The organism is Kitasatospora sp. NPDC015120 (assembly GCF_043080305.1).
Classification (GTDB): Bacteria; Actinomycetota; Actinomycetes; order Streptomycetales; family Streptomycetaceae; genus Kitasatospora.
In genome coordinates this window covers 26882-45074 of sequence record NZ_JBIBVJ010000007.1, presented here as the reverse complement: position 1 = coordinate 45074, position 18193 = coordinate 26882, and the positions used below count along the sequence as shown (strand labels likewise).

The window sequence follows — 18193 nt, the reverse complement described above, 5'->3', positions numbered from 1 at the left end:
CTCACAGCCCCCGTCCCGTACTGATCGGAGCCCTCATGGCCAGCCGTGATCCCGGCCGTCCCAACGTCCTGCTCATCCTGTCCGACGACCAGGGCGGCTGGGCGATGGGCTGCGCGGGCAACCACGAGATCCACACCCCGAACATCGACGGCATCGCCCGGCGGGGAATCCTCTTCCACCGGTTCTTCTGCACCTCCCCGGTCTGCTCACCGGCCCGGGCGTCACTGTTCACCGGCGAACTGCCCTCGCAGCACGGCGTCCACGACTGGATCTCGTACCACGACGGCGGCCGCACCGACACCGACTTCCTCGCCGGCCGCACCCTGTTCACCGACCTGCTGGCCGACGCCGGCTACCGGTTGGGCCTGTCCGGCAAGTGGCATCTCGGCGCGAACGACAAGCCCCGCAAGGGCTTCGTCCACTGGTACGCCCACGAGAGCGGCGGCGGCCCGTACTACGGCGCCCCCATGTACCGCGACGAGGTCCGCACCGAGGAACCCGCCTACCTCACCGACGCCCTGGGCGCGGACGCCGAACGGTTCCTCACCGCGGAGGCGGCGCAGGAGGACACGCCCTTCTACCTGTCCCTCCACTTCACCGCCCCGCACAAGCCGTGGAAGGGCCAACACCCCGAGCAGTACACCGACCTGTACGCGGACTGCGCCTTCGAGACCTGCCCGCAGGGCCCCACCCATCCGTGGCAGGCGCTGACCCCGAAGGGCCACCCGGTCGGCGGCGAGGCCGACACCCGCGAGGCACTGATCGGCTACTTCGCCTCCGTCACCGCGATGGACGCCGCGATCGGCCGCGTCGTGGACCGCCTCGACGCCCTCGGCCTGACCGAGTCGACCCTCGTGATCTTCAGCAGCGACAACGGCTTCAACGCCGGCCACCACGGCATCTGGGGCAAGGGCAACGGCACCTACCCCCAGAACATGTACGACAGTTCGGTCCTGGTCCCCTGCGTCATGGCCCAGCCCGGACGCATCCCCGCGGGGCAGGAGTGCGACACCCTGCTGTCCCAGTACGACGTGCTGCCCACGCTCACCGAGTGGCTGGGCCTCGACCACACTCCCGACCCCGCCCGGCCCGGCCGGTCCTTCGCCGACATCCTCGCGGGCACCGCCACCGGCGACGATCCCGACCGCGAGCGCGTCGTCGTGTACGACGAGTACGGGCCGGTGCGCATGATCCGCACCCGGGACTGGAAGTACGTCCACCGCTACCCCAACGGCCCTCACGAGCTGTACCACCTGACCGCCGACCCCGGCGAGGAGCACAACCTCGCCGCCGCCCCGGACCGCGCCGGCGTCCGGACCGACCTCGCCTCCCGGCTCGACGCCTGGTTCGCCCGCTACGTCGACCCCACCCTCGACGGCGCCCGCCTGCCCGTCACCGGCGCGGGACAGCGCAGCCCCGTCACCCCGGGCTCGCTACCCACCGCCTTCTCGGCAATACCCGACGCCGTCCGCTTCGCCGGCGACCCCGAGCCGCGGCCCGCCCCACTCCCGTAGAGCCCTCCGCGGGCAGCCGGACCCCCCGCGGTCCCGGGCCTGGCAGGGCCAGGAGCAGACGGCGCGCGGGGGCGGCCGTTCGAGCCGTCGACGGCCACCGCCCCCGGTCCACCGCGGTTCTCGCCGACCGCCTCACCGAAGGGAAGCCCCGTGCCCACCCTGCCCCGGCCCAGCCGCACCGTTCCCTGGTACGAGGAGGGCGAGGAACCGGACTACCGCTTCTCGCTGGCCAACGAACGGACGTTCCTCGCGTGGTTCAGAACCGGTCTCGCCCTGATCGCGGCCGCCCTCGCCGTGGCGCAGTTCGTCCCGCCCCACGCCCGCGGGACGGCGGGGACCGTGTTCGGCGCGCTGTTGGCCGCGGTGGGCGCCCTGCTCTGCACGACCGCCTACTTCCGGTGGCGCGCCGTCCAGCGGGCCATGCGCCACAACCGGCCACTGCCGGTGACCCGGCTCCTGCCCGTCCTGGCCGCAGGTGCGTCGGTGACCAGCCTCGGCCTGCTCCTCCTGATCGTCAGGTCGTCATGACCCCACAACAGGACAGTGGCCGGCCGGACGACCCGGGGCTGCAACCCGAACGCACCGCACTCGCACGCCGCCGCACCGCACTGTCCGCACTGGTCACGGCTCTCCTGGCACTGCGCGGCGCACTGCCCCACCGCGCCGTGACCGAGACGGCCGCGGCAATCCTGCTCGCCATGGCGGCCGCGCTGGCCGTCGCCCCGCCCACCGGCACCCGGGTCAGGCAGGCGGCGATGACGACCTGCGCGGCGGCCGCGGGCCTCCTCGTCGCCGTACGGACCACCACTCCGGGAAGCTGATGAATCCGGACCGGCGGCCGGTCACCCGGTCGCGGCGCGGCCTGTGGACGGGGCGCCTTTCAACCGCACCCCGCTCTTCCCCGCCAAGCCGATGTCCGGGCCCGGACCCTCCGGCTCGACGCCGCCGGCTGCCGCCACCACGGCCACCACGGCCACCACGGAGACAAGCGTGACGGCCTCGGCGCCCTCGGTGGAGTTGGCACGGCGCCATACCCTGACGGAAGCTTCGCTTCGCTCCGCGAGATCGCGGCTGCGCTTGGGCAGGAAACTGCCGCCGTGAATCGTAAGGGGTTCAGTGTCTATTCAGATATCCGCTACCGGGCCGCTCGACGGAGAGGTCCTCGCGCAGAAGGTCTGCGACCTTCTCGGAGTCTTCAACTCGGTCCCCCAGTTCATCGCATCGGCTGACTGGGAGATCGAGATCCTCGACGATGAGGATGACGATGAGTCGGAAGGGTGGACGATCGAGTGCTACCCCTCGGACGGACTCAGCCCAGAAGAGATTTCCCGAGTGATCTCAGCCATCGAGGGATTCATTGCAGAGTCAGGGGGGCTCAAAACCTCGACGCATCGCGATGTGTGAGATTCGGGACTGACTCTCCGGGGGCCGGACTTGCGGCAGCGTCCAGGGGCTCGCCGCCTTGACGTCGTGACCGTGCTGGGTGACGGGGTACCGGCCGGTGCTGGTGCGGCCTTCGGGGCAGTGCGGCGAGGCTGCTGAGCGGCCCGCTGACCCCGGCCGCAATCCGCCTCCGGCCCCGCTCCCGGCCGTCCCCGTCGCCCCCCACGGGTCGATCGTTTCCTGCACATGGGTGCCGGCGCTGTTGTCCGCCACGGCCCTGCGCGTCCTTCCGGCTGGTTCGCTGCCGTCCTGGGCACCAGCCAAGCCCTCGGACGGCGGAAGGAACGTCGTGACGCGACACCCCGCAAGGGTGGACGGGGCGACACCGGCGGACGAACAGCCGGGGGCCGAGGCACCCGGACGGTCGGGGCGACCTGCGGGAACGCGGCACCTCCCACCTTCCAGGGACTTTCGGGGGCCGGGGAGGCGACCCGAGGATGCCGGTGCCCACCTGCCTGCCCGTCCCCGACCGGGAGTCCACGCCCATGCTTCGCCTCGCCGCCCGGGCCGCCTCGGCCCTCGCGCTGGCCTCCGCGCTGGCCCTCACCGTCACCACCCCCGCCCTCGCCGACCCGCCCCAGCCCGTTCCGGTGCCCCCGCCCGCCGCGACCGACATCGTCGGGGTGGGCGCGGGGGTGACCGAGTCCCTCCTCAACCAGTTCTCCACCGACTACAACGCCGCCCTGACCGCCGCCGGGGACAGCACTTCGCCCCGGCTGTACAGCTGGGACTCGACCGGCTCAAAGGTCATCACCCCGAAGTCGGGAGCGACCCCGATCGTCCGGCCGGAGACCTCCACCGCGGGCATCCTCACGTTGAACGCGAACACCCGCGGTACCGTCGACTTCGCCCGGAGCACCCGTGCCCCGCGGACCGACGACCCCACCACGGACCTGTTCGTGGCCATGGCCAAGGATGCCGTCAGCTGGGCCGCCCCGACCGGCGGCAACGCCCCGGCCAGCCTGACCACCAGCCAGTTGACCCAGATCTACACCTGCACGATCACCAACTGGCGGCAGATCGATCCGGCCCTGCCCGACGCCACCATCCGCCCGGTGCTGGCCGGCCACGTCCTGGTGGACCGCAGCGGGGCGGAGGGTACGTTCGTGGAGTCCTCCTCCTTCCTCCTCCAGGCAATCGACTACTTCCCGGCCCTGTGGCGCGACTCCTGGACCGACCACTCCTGCGTCAGCGTGGTCGAGCGGGGGAACCAGGGCACGGACCCGGTCCTGCACGACCCGAACGCGATCGTGCCCTACTCCGTCGGCCGCTACGTCGGCCAGGCGTACGGCGGCTACACCAAGCCCGGGGACGAGCCGGGCCTGCTGGTGCCGCGTGCCCTCGACGGCATCGCGCCGGTCAACCCGGCCGTCGGGGCGATCAGTGCGACGTTCGCGGACACGAACTACGGGTACGTCCTCTACAACACGCTCCGCGCGGCCGACTGGAACGCCATGGACGGCCACGCGGCGGCTCTTCACAACATCTTCGGCGTGACGGGGTGGATCTGCCGGAACGCCGGAGCGGGCGTCACCCTCCGCAAGCACGGATTCCGGACGCTGCCGGCGGGTGCCTGCGGCTCGGGGGTGCACTCCTGAGACTCTGCTGTCGGCTCTCGGACGCGGGCCGCGTCCGAGAGCCGCGTCCGAGAGCCGACGGCCAGTCGTGCGGCTCGACCTGGCCGCGGAAGCGGGCCGTCGCGAGGTCTGTGGTCCGTGTTTCGGCCGCCCGCCACGGGCGAGGCTGCACTTTCGTGCAAGAGCAGGAGCGCGAGCCCTCCGCCGGGAAGCACACAGCCCGTGGCGAAGGCTCGCCGTGCTCAGGAGGTGGCGACACCCCAAGAACGGCTGCTCGGTGATCACGCTTCCACGACGAGCCCGTTCACGGCAGACGGCGCGCGGAGCATTCACGGCGGCGCGCCTGTTGGTGAACGAGGACGAGCGGAACGAGGACCTCGAACGCATCCCCGGCCGGCTGGAGCACGAACTCGCGGACAAGCCGGCCGCACACGCCAACCTCGCCCGACCATTCCTGCATGGGTTCCTGCTTCGACGAGCACGCCAACGGGCGCCCCACCGTCGCCATCCCGCCTCCGCCGACCGCGATCTCCGGCGTCGCGTCAGCGTAGTCCTGGAATTCCTGGCCTGGATGGACCAACGCGGCCTGGCCCTCGCCGACCTCGCCCGGGAACACATCGACGACTGGATCGCCGGGGCCACCAGCCAGCGGCGCTACCTGATCCGCCTCCGCTGGGTCGCCTACGCCCGACGCGGCTGGGCCGAGTACCTCGCCCCCCGAGCTGCGGACAAATCATGAGTGCTCGTTCCAGTCCTCGACTAACCTCGCAAGGTTGTCGTCGCGCGGCGAAACGTCGCAATACCGCCTTACCTCAGCATTCAGATCTCCCCTAGCATCCTCACTATGATGCTGATCAGGAAGCGGGCTGTGAAGATCCTGACGGTCGCGACACTGTCCATGGTCACTGCAGGAATGAGCTCGGTAGCCGCACAGGCTGCCTCCACGGCACAGAACCCGAGCGCAGTCGACTACTGCTCCGAAAGCTACAGCCAGAACCACCCCACCATCGCCCGGGGAAGTGCCGGAAACGCCGTCCGCCACGCCCAGTGCAAGCTCGGCAAGTGGGGCCACCCCGTCACTGTGGACGGCATCTTCGGCGACAGCACCTATAACGCAGTGAGAGCGGTCCAGGGCGACTGCAACCTCACCCGTGACGGCATCGTCGGCCCCAAAACCTGGCGCTGCCTCGACTGAGGCTGCTGGTGCGTCCACAACCGGCTGAGGAACAGCACGGATGAGGCAGTCCGGAGAAAGGCCGCGCGGGACGGGTGCACTTGGGAGGACGCCGTCATCGCCCAGGAGGCGGCGCATACGAGCCGAAGATTGCGAGTCCTGGAGAGGATCGTGCCCGAGGGCGGATTCCTGCTCGGCTCCTCCTACCACTACGCCCAGGAGCGCACCGGCGCCCTCAGGGCCGACACCCTGAACGTCCGGATCAAGGACTTTGTGACCTGGATCGACCACGAGCCGATCCTGGCTCCAACTCACCACCCACGGAGCAGGCGTTGACCACCGAAACCTCTGGCCCCGGCCCGCTGGCCACGTGAGAATGCTTCATGCGCTTTCCTCGTGCCTCCGCCCCCGTGCTTCTCGACGTCATTGATCGCTACGTCAAACCAGCAACGCAAGGTGGCGCGCGCTACCTGCACCTGTTGCACGGCAACTTCGCGCGTGATGACGAGAGCGAGCGCGCGCCCTTCCTGCAGTCCATGCGTGCGGCCGCCCGGGAGATCACCGATGAAGAACTCGAAATCCTGCTGGAGAGCGAGTGGCGCTCCCGCCTGACGGCATCGTGGCTGATCGGCTTCGACCGCCGCGACCACTTCCGTGACATTCTCGGCGATCTTCTCCTGGCCAGTCAGCTCTGCTTCGCTGGTCAGGGCTACTGCTTTGCCCTCGCGCGCTTCGGCACCGACGAGGACGCCCAGCACCTCACGGTCTACCTGGACCGCTACCTCCAACGGCCCGACTGCCACTACGACCAGGACTGGGCCATCAGCGCGCTCCTCCATGTCGACAGCCTCACGGGAAGCAACCACGCCGCCCTATTCCTGGCGCCCGGCGGCCTCTGGGACCAGTGGAACGAGCCGCAGCCGAGGGCATCGTCGCCGAGCCGGTTCATGGACGATCTCTGCAGCCTCGCTGCGGGCAGCGAAGCCGGCGGAGGCATCGGCTCGGAGCGACCGGAAGGGAAATGACAACACACACCCCTTCGCACACGGCCTCTGCGGACACAAGCCGCACCCTGGCCTGGCACATCGCCCGCAGCCCCGGCGGCCGGGTCGCCCCCGCCCCCCAGTACGGCCACATGCGCCCCGTCCTGGACGCCCGCACCTCTGCCCGCTACGGCTCGCGCAGCCGCGGAGGCATCCACACCGTCCTCGACGTCGGAACCGCGCTCGCCGCGGCCGACACCGCCGCCTGCGCGACCAGCTCGCCGACGGCGCGCGCAGGTGGTGGACGGCGGTGGCCGGCCGGCGGGCGGCCAGCAGCCGCAGGTAGGAGGGCAGTGCTTGGAGCACCTCGTCGCCGCCCTCGCCGCTGAGCCGGATCCGGGCTCCGTGCGCCGCGAGGAGGCGGGCGACCACTTCGTCGCGGGCCCGGGTACGGGTCCAGGGGAACGGTTCGTCGCCCTGCGGCCCGGGGGTGTCGACGGCGGCGAACATCGCATGCCGGGACAGCGCAGTGGCGGGAGGGCCGACCGGCGACGGCCTTGCCGGCCGGGCGAACCGGCGTGGACGTGCGAGCCCTGTGGAGGACCGCCGACCAGGTGGCCTCCGCGTCCCGGGCCGTTAGGTGAGGGCCCGGGCGGGTACGCGACGGAGTCGGAGAATCCGGTTCCGTCCTGGAGGCAACGGTGAAGGCTTCGACCGATCGGATCGCGGACCCCTGGGGCGGCCGCACTCCGTACCCGCCCGGCGCCCCGTGGCCGACGCGCATCGACACCCACCTGGCCGGCGGGCGGCCAGCAGCCGCAGGTAGGAGGGCAGTGCTTGGAGCACCTCGTCGCCGCCCTCGCCGCTGAGCCGGATCCGGGCTCCGTGCGCCGCGAGGAGGCGGGCGACCACTTCGTCGCGGGCCCGGGTACGGGTCCAGGGGAACGGTTCGTCGCCCTGCGGCCCGGGGGTGTCGACGGCGGCGAACATCGCATGCCGGGACAGCGCAGTGGCGGTTGGGCCGACCGGCGACGGCCTTGCCGGCCGGGCGAACCGGCGTGGACGTGCGAGCCCCGTGGAGGACCGCCGACCAGGTGGCCTCCGCGTCCCGGGCCGTTAGGTGAGGGTCCGGGCGGGTACGCGACGGAGTCGGAGAATCCGGTTCCGTCCTGGAGGCAACGGTGAAGGCTTCGACCGATCGGATCGCGGACCCCTGGGGCGGCCGCACTCCGTACCCGCCCGGCGCCCCGTGGCCGACGCGCATCGACACCCACCTGGCCGCCGGGCTGACGCCCGCCGACGTGGACCGTTGGGCGCAGAGCGCGTCACTGCTGCACTCCAATGGCGACGCGATGGACATCGCGGTGAAGGACGGCCGGATCGTCGGCGTGCGGGGCAGGGCGGACGACCGGGTCAACCGGGGACGACTCGGCCCCAAGGACCTGTTCGGCTGGCAGGCCAACGCCTCGCACGACCGCCTCGCCCGCCCTCTGGTGCGCACCGGCGGGCACCTGGTGGAGTCCGACTGGGACACCGCCATGGACCGGATCGTCGCCCGGACCAGGGAACTCCTGCGCGAGCGAGGACCCGGGGCGATCGGCTTCTACACCACCGGCCAGCTGTTCCTGGAGGAGTCCTACACCCTCGCGGTCATCGCCCGCGCCGGCGTCGGCACCAACCACCTCGACGGCAACACCCGGCTGTGCACCGCCACCGCGGGCGAGGCGCTGAAGGAGACGTTCGGCTGCGACGGACAGCCCGGCTCGTACGGTGACATCGACCACGCGGACACCATCGCCCTGTTCGGCCACAACATGGCCGAGACGCAACCGGTGCTGTGGATGCGGGTGCTCGACCGGCTGGCCGGGCCGGACGCGCCCCGGTTGCTGTGCGTCGATCCGCGCCCCACCCAGGTGGCCCGGCACGCCGCGGTGCACCTCGCGCCACGCGCGGGCACCAACGTGGCACTGATGAACGCCCTGCTGCATGAGCTGATCCGCACCGGCCGGGTGGACCACGACTACCTCCGGGCGCACACCGTCGGCTTCGAGGAGCTGGCGGCCCAGGTGGCCGCGTGCACGCCCGAGTGGGCCGCCGGGATCTGCGACGTGCCGGCGGCCCGGATCGCCGAGGCCGCCGCGCTGCTGGGCAGCGCCGAGCGGCTGCTCTCCACCGTCCTGCAGGGCTTCTACCAGTCCCACCAGGCCACCGCCGCCGCCGTCCAGGTCAACAACCTGCACCTGATCCGCGGCATGCTCGGCCGCCCCGGCTGCGGCCTGCTCCAGATGAACGGCCAGCCCACCGCCCAGAACACCCGCGAGTGCGGAGCCAACGGCGACCTGCCGGGCTTCCGCAACTGGGAGAACGACCAGCACGTCGCCGACCTCGCCAGGATCTGGAACGTCGCCCCCGAGAGGATCCCGCACTACGGGCCCCCGACTCCGGCGCTGCAGATGTTCCGGTTCGCCGAGCAGGGCAGCATCCGGCTGTTGTGGATCAGCGGCACCAACCCCGCCGTCTCCCTGCCCGAGCTGCACCGCATCCGCCGGGTCCTCGGCCAGGAGCAGCTCTTCACCGTCGTGCAGGACCTCTTCCTCACCGAGACCGCCCAGCTCGCCGACGTGGTGCTGCCCGCCGCGACCTGGGGCGAGAAGACCGGTACCTTCACCAACGCGGACCGCACCGTCCACCTCTCGGAAGAGGCCGTGGAACCGCCCGGAGAGGCCCGCCCCGACCTGGACATCTTCCTCGACTACGCCCGCCGGATGGAGTTCCGCGACAAGGACGACGGCCCGCTGATCACCTGGCACGACCCGCAGTCCGCCTTCCGGGCATGGCAGGAGTGCAGTGCCGGCCGTCCCTGTGACTACACCGGGCTCAGCTACGACAAGCTCCGGGGCGGCGGCATCCAGTGGCCCTGCACCGAACAGGCTCCGGACGGCACGGAGCGCCTGTACGCCGACGGGCCCGCCTGGGCGCACCCCGAGGTCTGCGAGAGCTTCGGCAAGGACCTGGTCACCGGCGCCTCCGTGACCGAGGTCGAGTACCGGGCCCTGAACCCCGGCGGAAGGGCGGTGCTGAGGGCCGCCGAGTATCTGCCGCCGCACGAGGACACCAGCGACGAGTACCCGCTCCAGCTGACCACCGGCCGCACTCTCTACCACTTCCACACCCGTACCAAGACCGGCCGCGTCCCCCAGCTCAACGCCGCCGCCCCCGACGTGTGGGCCGAGATGTCAGCGGCCGAAGCCACCGCCCGCGGCCTGCACGAGGGCGACCTCGTCGAGGTCACCACCGCGCGCGGGGCGGTGTCGGCCAGGCTGCGCATCACCGCCATCCGCGACGGCATGGTGTTCCTGCCCTTCCACTACGGCTACTGGGACACCGCCGAGGGCCACCTCCCGCCCCCGGGCGGCGCGGGACGGGCCGCCAACGAAACCACCATCACGGACTGGGATCCGGCGTCCAAGCAGCCCCTGTACAAGACCGCCGCCGCCCGGGTCACGCTCCTGGAGCGCACCGACGGCACCCCCGGCCCCGCACCCACCACGACCGCTTCCGCGCCCGTCGACCCCGACAGCGCACCGGCCACCACCGGTGGGCCCGCCGCCCACGCCACCCAGCACACCGCCGGCGAGGAAGGAACAGGAACGCGGCCATGAGCGGCATCACCCTCACCCTCACAGCCCTGCACCGCGGCGAACGCGGCCTCCAGGAGGAACTCCTGAAGGCCGCCGAACGCCACCGCACCGACCACGAGATCCACCACGTCGCCACCGACATCGCCCGCTGGTCCCGCGAGCACGCCGCCCGCCTGGCCGACACCGGCCGGCACTACGGTCTCGACCTGTCAGGTCCGGCCGCCGACCCGTCCTCCGGCTTCCCGGCGATCCTGCGCGAGAAGGCCGCCGAGGCCACCGGCCGCCACCCGGAACCCGGTCTGCTGCTCCTGCACGACCTGCGCGACCTCCACCTGGCCGCCACCGAGAACTCCCTCCACTGGGACATGCTCGCCCAAGCCGCCCGGGCAACCACCGACAGCCGCCTCGTCGAGCTGGCCGCAGCCTGCCACCCACAGACCCTGCGGCAGATGCGCTGGACCAACGCGATGATCAAAACGCTCTCCCCCCAGCTCCTCACGAGCGTGTGACCGCGGCGCTCCCGAACCCTGCGATCATGAGCGCCGCGTCCCCGTAGCGGGTCCTGCTCGGCAGAACCGCTACCGCTCCGACGGGGGCCGAGACCGGCCGGATGCCCCTGCCGGAGGTCGGTCAGGTGCTTCGGCCTTCCAGACGATGCGCTGGACGGCGGCTGCGGAGATCCACGTTTCGTCTCCGTCGTCGGCGGGGCGGACCCTCACCCAGCGGCCGCTCAGGCGTACCCGCCCGGCGACGTGCACGGCGGCGGTGCCCGTCACCGCGCCGGGCAGGCAGTGCACGACGGCTGCGGCCCACTTCTTTGTGCCCATGCCTCCGACCATCGGTGCTCCTCGGGCGGCCTGCTACCGGTGTGCGGCGTCCGGGTCAGCGATGTGTTCTCAGTCGGGCCAGGTGCCGGTGAGCCGGCGAGTGGCGGCGGCACCGCCCCGGTCCACCGCCGCCTTGACCAGGGCGAAGACCGCACCCTGCAGCGCGGCTGCGGTCAGCACCTCTTTCCAGGTGCGCTCGGGGTCGGTGGGGGACGGCGCGTCCTCCTCGTGATCGAGGAGCGCCCACAGGCGCCGGAACAGCGCCCCGGCGGCCACTCCGCCGAGCGCGCCGAAGAGCAGCCCGAGCGGCTTGTAGAGGATCTTGACCATGACGGGCCTCCCGTGCGCGGTGCCGATGGTTGTGGTCATCAGCCCGTCTTTCCGGAGGATCGGACAGCAATCCCTCGGCCCCGAGGTCATTGAGCCTCGACCGGCCGGCGGTGGCGCCGGCCGCGCCCCTGGCGCCACCGCCTGACGCCGGGCGGACGCCACCTGCCCGGCAGCCGGCCTGCGGCCCCTCCGGCGCCGCGTCTCAGCTGACAGGATTTTCAGCACCGTGGGCGATCTTCCCCCGGCCCGCGGGTAAGGTGGTGGATCATGTCTAGCCGTAAAACGTCGATCATGGAAGCAGCGGCGCGGGTGATCGCGCGGCGCGGGGTGCGCGGGCTGCGCGTGGAGGAGCTCGCCGCCGAGGCGGGCGTGTCCACCGCGCTGATCTACTACCACTTCAAGGACCGCACCGGGATCCTCCGGCAGACGCTGGAGTTCATCAACGACCGGGCCGAGCGCTACACGACCGAGCGCGCCGCGGACGCGCCGCCGCTGACCGCCCGCGAGGAGTTGGAGCAGACGCTGCTGCTGGAGCTCCAGGACACGGTCGAGGTCCGGGAGAACAGCACCGCCTGGGGTGAGCTGCGGGCGAGCGCGGTGTTCGACGAGACCCTGCGCGAGGACCTGGCGCGGGCCACCCGGGTCTGGGTCCAGGAGATCGCCGAACTGCTGGGCAGCGTGCAGCCGATGTCCTCGGCGGTCGCGCTGGCCGGCGCGGCGGAGCGGCTGACCGCGCTGCTGGAGGGGCTGAGCACCCGCTGGCTCAGCGGCAGCCTGCCGCTGGCGCACGCCAGAACGCTGATGATGGACGCGATCGACGCCGAGGTGTCCCGGCTCGGGTCCTGAGCGGCACCTGATCAGGCTCTGACCGGCTGCTCCCCCGCCGAGGCGGCACCAAGCCCGGTTCGTCACGCTCCGTACGCGCCTTCCATCCACAGAGTCATGGCGCGTCGCCGAGTTTGACTGATTTTTCAGTCAGTGCGAGCCTGAACCACAGGCAGGATGCTGCCGCCGGCCCGCTTCCCCTGGGCGCCGGTGCGTCGCCTCGCGAAGAGCCCGGCGGCCCCGCACCCTGGCCCGGCACCGTCGCACGAACTGGAGACCCTCATGACCGGCTACCACGACGTCCCCTCCGCCGAGACCTTTCCCTGGGTGCCCGCGGACGATGTCCCGCACGCGCGGACCTGGATGTCCTGGCCCTCCCGACGGGGCGTATGGGGACTGCGCCTGGGCGGCGTCCAGGACGACATCGCCCTGATCGCCCGCACGATCGCCGAGTTCGAGCCCGTCGTCATGTGCGCCCCCGACGACTACACGGCCGGCAAGGCCCGCGCGAAGTGCGGGCCGGGCGTCGAGGTGACCACCGCCATCCCCACCGACGACCTGTGGATGCGCGACATCGCCCCGGTGTTCCGTCGGGACGGCTACGGGGGCCTGGACGCCGTGGTCCTCAACTTCAACGGCTGGGGCAACAAGCAGGTCCACCACGACGACGCACGGGTCGCCGAGCTCCTGGCCGCCCGCCGCGGGCTGCGCCACACCTACGCGGACTTCGTCGGCGAGGGCGGCGCGATCGAGACCGACGGCGACGGCACGGTGATGGCCACCGAGAGCAGCCTGGTCAACAAGAACCGCAACCGCGGCATGAGCCGGGACGAGATCGAGGAGGCCGTCCTGGAGGCCTACGGCGCGGACACCATGATCTGGCTGCCCGGCATCAGGGGCCAGGACATCACCGACGACCACGTGGACGTCACCTCCCGGTTCGTCCGCCCCGGCGTGGTGATGGTGCAGCTGCCGCCGGCCGACCGCAACGACGTGTGGGCGCGGGACGCCCGCGAGCAGTTCGCGATCCTCTCCTCCGCGACCGACGCCCGCGGCCGCCGCCTGCAGGTCCTCGTGGTGCACGGACCGGACACCGTCCGCTCGCGCAGCTCCAGGTTCGTGGACTCCTACCTCAACTTCGTGCTCGTCAACGGCGGGGTGATCACCGCCGGGTTCGGCGACGCGTACAAGGACGCCGCAGCCCGGGACACCCTCGCCGCGGCCTTCCCCGGCCGCGAGGTGGTGCAGCTCGACGTCGACCGTCTGATGGCCGGAGGCGGCGGCATCCACTGCTCGACCATGCACGAGCCGATGCCCTAGCGGCACCGGCCACCCTCCGCACGACCACCCGGGGGCCCGCGCACGCCTCCGTCCTGCCACCCTGACCGGAGTTACCCGTATGACGAACGCCCTGTCCCGCCGCGCCGTGATCCGCTCCCTCGCCGGCGTCGGCGTCCTCACCCTCGGCCTCACCGCCTGCGACCCCACCGAGGCCGAGGACATGGAGGGCGCCGCAACGCCGTCCCAGCCCGGCAGCGTCCCCGGCACCCCCGCCACCCCTGGCACCCCCGCCACCCCCGGCACCCCGGGTGCCCGGCGCTTCGGCGCCGAGTGGGAGAAGCACCTGCGCACCGTGATGTCCTGGCCCGCCTCCGAGGACGTCTGGGGCGACCAGCTGCCCGACGTCCGCCGGGACGTGGCCGGCCTGGCCCGGGCGATCTCGGCCCGCGAGCCGGTCGTCCTGATGGCCCGCCCCGAGCAGGTGGACGCCGCCAGGAAGGCCTGCGGCTCGGCGGTCGAGGTGGTGCCGATCGCCGTCGACGACCTGTGGGCCCGGGACACCCTGCCGGTGTTCGTCGAGGAGGGCGGCAAGGTCAAGGGCGTCGACTTCAACTTCAACGGCTGGGGCGGCAAGCAGCAGCGCGGCAACGACTCCAAGGTCGCCCGGGCGGTGCTGGCCACGTACGGCGTGGAGCGGATCGAGACCCGGCTGGTCGGCGAGGGCGGCTCCTTCGAGACCGACGGCCTGGGCACCCTGATGGTCACCGAGAGCTCCGTCGTCAACGACAACCGCAATCCGGGGATGAGCCGAGACCAGGTCGAGGCGGAGCTCAAGAAGGTGCTCGGCGTGACCAAGGTGATCTGGCTGGCGGGCGTCAAGGGCAAGGACATCACGGACGCCCACGTCGACTGCCTGACCCGGTTCGCCGCCCCCGGCGTCGTCCTGCTCGACCAGGCGTTCCCGGGCGGCCCGGCCGACGTCTGGTCCCGCGCGGCCGACCAGGCCCGTGGCGTCCTCACCGGCGCCACCGACGCGACCGGCAGGAAGCTGCAGGTGATCGAGCTCCAGCAACCCGACCCGGACAGGATCACCGGGCGCGGCGACGCCTTCGTCTCCTCGTACATGAACTTCTACATCGGCTCCAAGGGCGTCTACCTGCCGAAGTTCGGCGACGCCCGGGCCGACGACCGGGCGCAGCAGGTGCTCAAGCAGTACTTCCCGGACCGGGAGATCGTGCCGGTGAAGATCGACGCGATCGCGGCCGGCGGCGGCGGGATCCACTGCGCCACCCACGACATCCCCGCGCTCGGCTGACCGGGTGGCCGGCCCGCGACCCGTGGTCGACGGGCCCGGGCCGGCCGCCCTCCGGGGCCGGGTCCGGTCGGTGGGCCGGCGGGTCGGCGACCGGACCCCGTCGCGCCGGGCTCGCGCGCGGCTTCAGGCGGCGGGCTGCTGCTGGGTGGCGCAGTGGATGCCGCCGCCGCCCGCAGCGATGTGGTTGATGGAGACCTGGGTGACCTTGCGGCCGGGGTGGAGGTCGGCGAGGATGCCGGCCGCCCGGTCGTCGGCGGCCCTGTCGCCGAACTGCGGCACGATCACGCCGCCGTTGCAGACGTAGTAGTTGATGTACGTGGCCAGGAAGTCCTTGCCGGCGCCCTGGAGCAGGTCCACGTCCGGTTCGGGCAGGTCGACGATCTTGAGGCTGCGGCCCTTGGCGTCGGTGGCGGACTGGATCACCTGGATCGCCTGGTCGGAGGCGGTGGTCCAGACGTCCGGCGGGGCGTCGGCGGTCGGCCGGTGCAGCACGACGGTGCCGGGTTCGGCGAAGCGGGCCAGGGCGTCGACGTGGCAGTCGGTGATGTCCTGTCCGGCGACGCCCTTGAACCAGATCACCTTGTCGACGCCGAGCAGGTCCTTGAAGGCCGCCTCGATCTGGTCCCGGGTCCTGCCGGGGTTGCGGTTGTCGTTGACCCAGCAGCTCTCGGTGGCCATCAGGGTGCCCTCGCCGTCCACCTCGATGCCGCCGCCCTCACCGGTCACCGGCGCCTGCAGGCGGGTGATGCCGTAGTGGCCGAGGAGGGTGCGGGCGACCTCGGCATCGTGGGCGTGGGTCTGCTTGCCGCCCCAGCCGTTGAAGTTGAAGTCCACCCCGGCGAGGCCCTGGGGGCCGGTGACGAAGGTGGGGCCGGTGTCCCGGGCCCACAGGTCGTCGACCATCAGTTCCAGCACCTCGACCGAGGAGCCGCAGGCCTGCCGGGCCTGGTCCGCCTGGTCGGGCCGGGCCAGCAGGACGACCGGCTCGAAACCGGCGACGGCCTGGGCCAGCGAAGCGATGTCCTGGCGGACGCCGGGCAGTTGGTCGCCCCAGACCTCCTCCAGGGCCGGCCACGCCATGAAGGTGCGGGCGTGCGGGGCGGACTCGGCGGGCATCGCCCGCCGGGCGGCTGCCGGACCGCTGGACGGCGCCGCGCCCGAGGTCGCGCCACTCGGCCCGGGCTGTTCCTCCGACGGACTGCCGGAGGAACAGCCGCCGGCCAGGGCCAGAGCAGCGAACGCGGCGCCGGACTGGAGGAGGGTGCGGCGGGACGGCCGGGAGGGAGCCATGGGGCCTCGTTCCGGTAGGTGTCGGGTTCGGCTCCGCACGCTACTGAGGAAGCGGCCGGGTTCCGGCGCGGCGTGGCTCCGCCGTCCGGGGGAATCCGAGGCGCCCGGCGCCCCTCGCGGCGGCCCGGCGCGGTCCGCCGGCGGTGCTCGTTCGCCCTGGGGCGAGTCCTGCTGGTCCCGGGGCCCGGCAGGTCCCACCACCTGCCGGGCCCCGGGCCGTCTCACAGCGCGCGGCGCGCGGCGGCGATCCGGTCGGGATCCCAGCCGGGCCGGGGGACGGACTCCAGCAGCAGCCTGGTGTAGGCGTGCTCCGGGGAGTCCAGGACGTGGGCGGTGGGGCCGGATTCGACGATCCGTCCGTGGCGCATCACGACGACCTCGTCGGTGACGCAGCGGACCACGCCGAGGTCGTGGGTGATGAAGAGGTAGCCGATGCCGGTCTCCTCGCGGATGTCGGCGAGCAGGTTGAGCACCTGCGCCTGGACCGAGACGTCCAGCGCGGCGACCGCCTCGTCCAGGACCAGCACGGCCGGTCGCACGGCCAGTGCCCGGGCGATGGCGACGCGCTGGCGCTGGCCGCCGGAGAGCTGCCGGGGCCGTGCCTCGGCGGCCCGGGTGCCCAGGCCGACCTGGTCGAGGAGTTCCCGGATCCGGGCCGGGTGGTCGGTGCCGGGGAAGTGCAGCCGCAGGGTCTCGCGGAGCACGGCCTCGACGCTGGTGCGCGGGTCCAGGGAGAGGTACGGGTCCTGGAAGACCATCTGGACCTCGCGGGCGCGGGCCAGCCGCTCCGCTCTCCCCCGGGCCCGGCCGCCGCGGGCCCGGCCGTGAACCAGCACCTCGCCCGCGTCGGCCTGGTCGAGGCCGACCACGATCCGGGCGGTGGTGGTCTTGCCGGAGCCGGACTCGCCGACGATGCCGAGCGAGGCGCCGGCGTCGAGGGTGAAGGAGACGTCGTCCACGGCCTGCACGGAGCCGAAGGTGCGGCGCAGTCCGCTGACCCGAAGGACGGGCTCAGCCATCGGTGCGGCTCCCTTCGAGCGGGTGGTGGCAGGCGGCCGGGTGCTCGCCCTGCTGCACGGGCGCCTGCTCGCGGCAGATCCCGATCGCGTGGCGGCAGCGTTCGGCGAACGCACAGCCGGTCAATTCCTGCCGTAGGTCCGGCGGTTGTCCGTCGATGGCGGCGAGCCGGCCGGCCGGGGCGTCCAGCGCCGGGGTGGCCGCGAGCAGCGCGGCGGTGTACGGGTGGCGGGGCCGCTCGAACAGCGCCCCGGCGGGGCCGTGCTCGGCGATCCGCCCGGCGTACATCACGTAGACCCGGTCGCTGATCGCGGCGGCGAGGCCGAGGTCGTGGGTGACGAACAGCAGGCCGGTGCCGAAGCGTTCGCGCAGCCGGCCGAGCAGGGCGGCCACCTCGGCCTGGCTGGTCACGTCGAGCGCCGTGGTGGGTTCGTCGGCGAGCAGCAGCACCGGGTCGCCCATCAGGGCGGCGGCGATCATCACCCGCTGCAGCATGCCGCCGGAGAGCTGGCCGGGGTAGCGGCGCAGCAGGTCCGGCGTGAGGCCCACGGCGTCGAGGAGTTCCACGGCCCGCCGGTCGGCGTCCGCGGCGCTCATCGTGCCGGTGAGCCGCACGCTCTCGGTGAGGAAGTCGCCGATCCGGCGCAGCGGGTTGATGGCGGCCCGGGGGTCCTGGAAGATCATCGCGGCCCGGCCGGTGCGCAGGGCGCGCAGCCGGCCGCGGTCCATGGTCAGGACGTCCTGGCCGCCGACCAGGACCTTCCCCTCGGACGCGGCGCCTGGTGGCAACAGGCCGAGGGCGCTGCGGGAGGTGAGGGTCTTGCCGGAGCCGGACTCGCCGACCAGGGCGACCGTCTCGCCGGCACCGACGGTGAGGTCGACGCCGTCGAGGAGGGGGCGGGCGGTGCCGGGCAGCCGGAGCCGGAGGCCCTGGATGTCGAGGGCGTTCACGCGGTCCTTCCAGTGGTGCGGTGGT

At 72.5% G+C, this 18193-nt stretch carries 18 protein-coding genes and 1 pseudogene; 15 read left to right on the top strand and 4 right to left on the bottom strand.

Annotated features, from left to right (window positions below; all coding sequences use genetic code 11):
* Positions 1–35 precede the first annotated feature (35 nt).
* The 12 genes and pseudogenes from ACF1AK_RS18410 (at position 36) to ACF1AK_RS18355 (ending at position 10841) form a co-directional block, all read left to right on the top strand.
* Complete coding sequence (locus tag ACF1AK_RS18410; protein ID WP_391499820.1) at positions 36–1514, top strand: sulfatase-like hydrolase/transferase; 1479 nt, start codon at positions 36–38, stop codon at positions 1512–1514.
* 150 nt (positions 1515–1664) lie between these two features.
* The gene (locus tag ACF1AK_RS18405; protein WP_391499819.1) at positions 1665–2042 is read left to right on the top strand and encodes a YidH family protein; all 378 of its coding nucleotides are present in this window, start codon (positions 1665–1667) and stop codon (positions 2040–2042) included.
* Positions 2039–2335: a DUF202 domain-containing protein gene (locus ACF1AK_RS18400; protein WP_391499818.1), complete on the top strand. Its 297-nt coding sequence runs from the start codon at positions 2039–2041 to the stop codon at positions 2333–2335. The genes ACF1AK_RS18405 and ACF1AK_RS18400 overlap by 4 nt, the downstream gene beginning before the upstream one ends.
* A gap of 295 nt (positions 2336–2630) precedes the next feature.
* Positions 2631–2918 carry a hypothetical protein gene (locus ACF1AK_RS18395; RefSeq protein WP_391499817.1) on the top strand — a complete coding sequence of 96 codons (288 nt, stop codon included), beginning with the start codon at positions 2631–2633 and terminating at the stop codon, positions 2916–2918.
* Between the two features lie 476 nt (positions 2919–3394).
* Entirely contained in the window at positions 3395–4555 is a 1161-nt protein-coding gene (locus tag ACF1AK_RS18390; RefSeq protein WP_391499816.1) for a substrate-binding domain-containing protein, read from the top strand.
* Positions 4556–4883: 328 nt separating this feature from the next.
* Entirely contained in the window at positions 4884–5273 is a 390-nt protein-coding gene (locus tag ACF1AK_RS18385; RefSeq protein WP_391499815.1) for a hypothetical protein, read from the top strand.
* A 105-nt stretch (positions 5274–5378) separates the two neighbouring features.
* The gene (locus tag ACF1AK_RS18380; protein ID WP_391499814.1) at positions 5379–5729 is read left to right on the top strand and encodes a peptidoglycan-binding protein; all 351 of its coding nucleotides are present in this window, start codon (positions 5379–5381) and stop codon (positions 5727–5729) included.
* 129 nt (positions 5730–5858) lie between these two features.
* Positions 5859–6044, top strand: coding sequence for a hypothetical protein (locus tag ACF1AK_RS18375; RefSeq protein ID WP_391499813.1), 186 nt, complete (start codon positions 5859–5861; stop codon positions 6042–6044).
* Between the two features lie 74 nt (positions 6045–6118).
* Positions 6119–6733: a DUF6000 family protein gene (locus ACF1AK_RS18370; RefSeq protein WP_391499812.1), complete on the top strand. Its 615-nt coding sequence runs from the start codon at positions 6119–6121 to the stop codon at positions 6731–6733.
* A 41-nt stretch (positions 6734–6774) separates the two neighbouring features.
* Positions 6775–6957, top strand: a pseudogene (locus ACF1AK_RS18365) (integrase); the annotation flags it as partial.
* 915 nt (positions 6958–7872) lie between these two features.
* Complete coding sequence (locus ACF1AK_RS18360) at positions 7873–10353, top strand: molybdopterin oxidoreductase family protein (protein WP_391499811.1); 2481 nt, start codon at positions 7873–7875, stop codon at positions 10351–10353.
* A complete protein-coding gene (locus ACF1AK_RS18355; protein ID WP_391499810.1) occupies positions 10350–10841 on the top strand; it encodes a hypothetical protein in 492 nt (163 codons plus the stop codon). Before ACF1AK_RS18360 ends, ACF1AK_RS18355 begins: the two co-directional genes overlap by 4 nt.
* A 387-nt stretch (positions 10842–11228) precedes the next feature.
* On the opposite strand, the gene ACF1AK_RS18350 is transcribed toward ACF1AK_RS18355, so the two are convergent.
* Positions 11229–11489, bottom strand: a complete 261-nt coding sequence (locus ACF1AK_RS18350) for a DUF4235 domain-containing protein (protein ID WP_391500104.1) — start codon at positions 11487–11489, stop codon at positions 11229–11231.
* A 267-nt stretch (positions 11490–11756) separates the two neighbouring features.
* Here ACF1AK_RS18350 and ACF1AK_RS18345 point away from each other — a divergent pair, with 267 nt between their 5' ends.
* The 3 genes from ACF1AK_RS18345 (at position 11757) to ACF1AK_RS18335 (ending at position 14910) form a co-directional block, all read left to right on the top strand.
* Positions 11757–12335 (top strand): TetR/AcrR family transcriptional regulator, encoded by a 579-nt coding sequence (locus ACF1AK_RS18345; protein WP_391499809.1) that lies wholly within the window; start codon positions 11757–11759, stop codon positions 12333–12335.
* A 261-nt stretch (positions 12336–12596) separates the two neighbouring features.
* A complete protein-coding gene (locus ACF1AK_RS18340) occupies positions 12597–13634 on the top strand; it encodes an agmatine/peptidylarginine deiminase (protein WP_391499808.1) in 1038 nt (345 codons plus the stop codon).
* Positions 13635–13713: 79 nt separating this feature from the next.
* On the top strand, positions 13714–14910 hold the full coding sequence (locus tag ACF1AK_RS18335; protein ID WP_391499807.1) for an agmatine/peptidylarginine deiminase: 1197 nt from the start codon (positions 13714–13716) through the stop codon (positions 14908–14910).
* A 123-nt stretch (positions 14911–15033) separates the two neighbouring features.
* Here ACF1AK_RS18335 and ACF1AK_RS18330 read toward each other — a convergent pair whose 3' ends face one another.
* From ACF1AK_RS18330 to ACF1AK_RS18320, 3 genes are all read right to left on the bottom strand, one after another.
* Positions 15034–16200, bottom strand: coding sequence for an agmatine deiminase family protein (locus ACF1AK_RS18330; protein WP_391499806.1), 1167 nt, complete (start codon positions 16198–16200; stop codon positions 15034–15036).
* A 221-nt stretch (positions 16201–16421) separates the two neighbouring features.
* Positions 16422–17219 (bottom strand): ABC transporter ATP-binding protein, encoded by a 798-nt coding sequence (locus tag ACF1AK_RS18325; RefSeq protein WP_391499805.1) that lies wholly within the window; start codon positions 17217–17219, stop codon positions 16422–16424.
* The gene (locus ACF1AK_RS18320) at positions 17212–18168 is read right to left on the bottom strand and encodes an ABC transporter ATP-binding protein (RefSeq protein WP_391499804.1); all 957 of its coding nucleotides are present in this window, start codon (positions 18166–18168) and stop codon (positions 17212–17214) included. The genes ACF1AK_RS18325 and ACF1AK_RS18320 overlap by 8 nt, the downstream gene beginning before the upstream one ends.
* Positions 18169–18193: the final 25 nt, after the last annotated feature.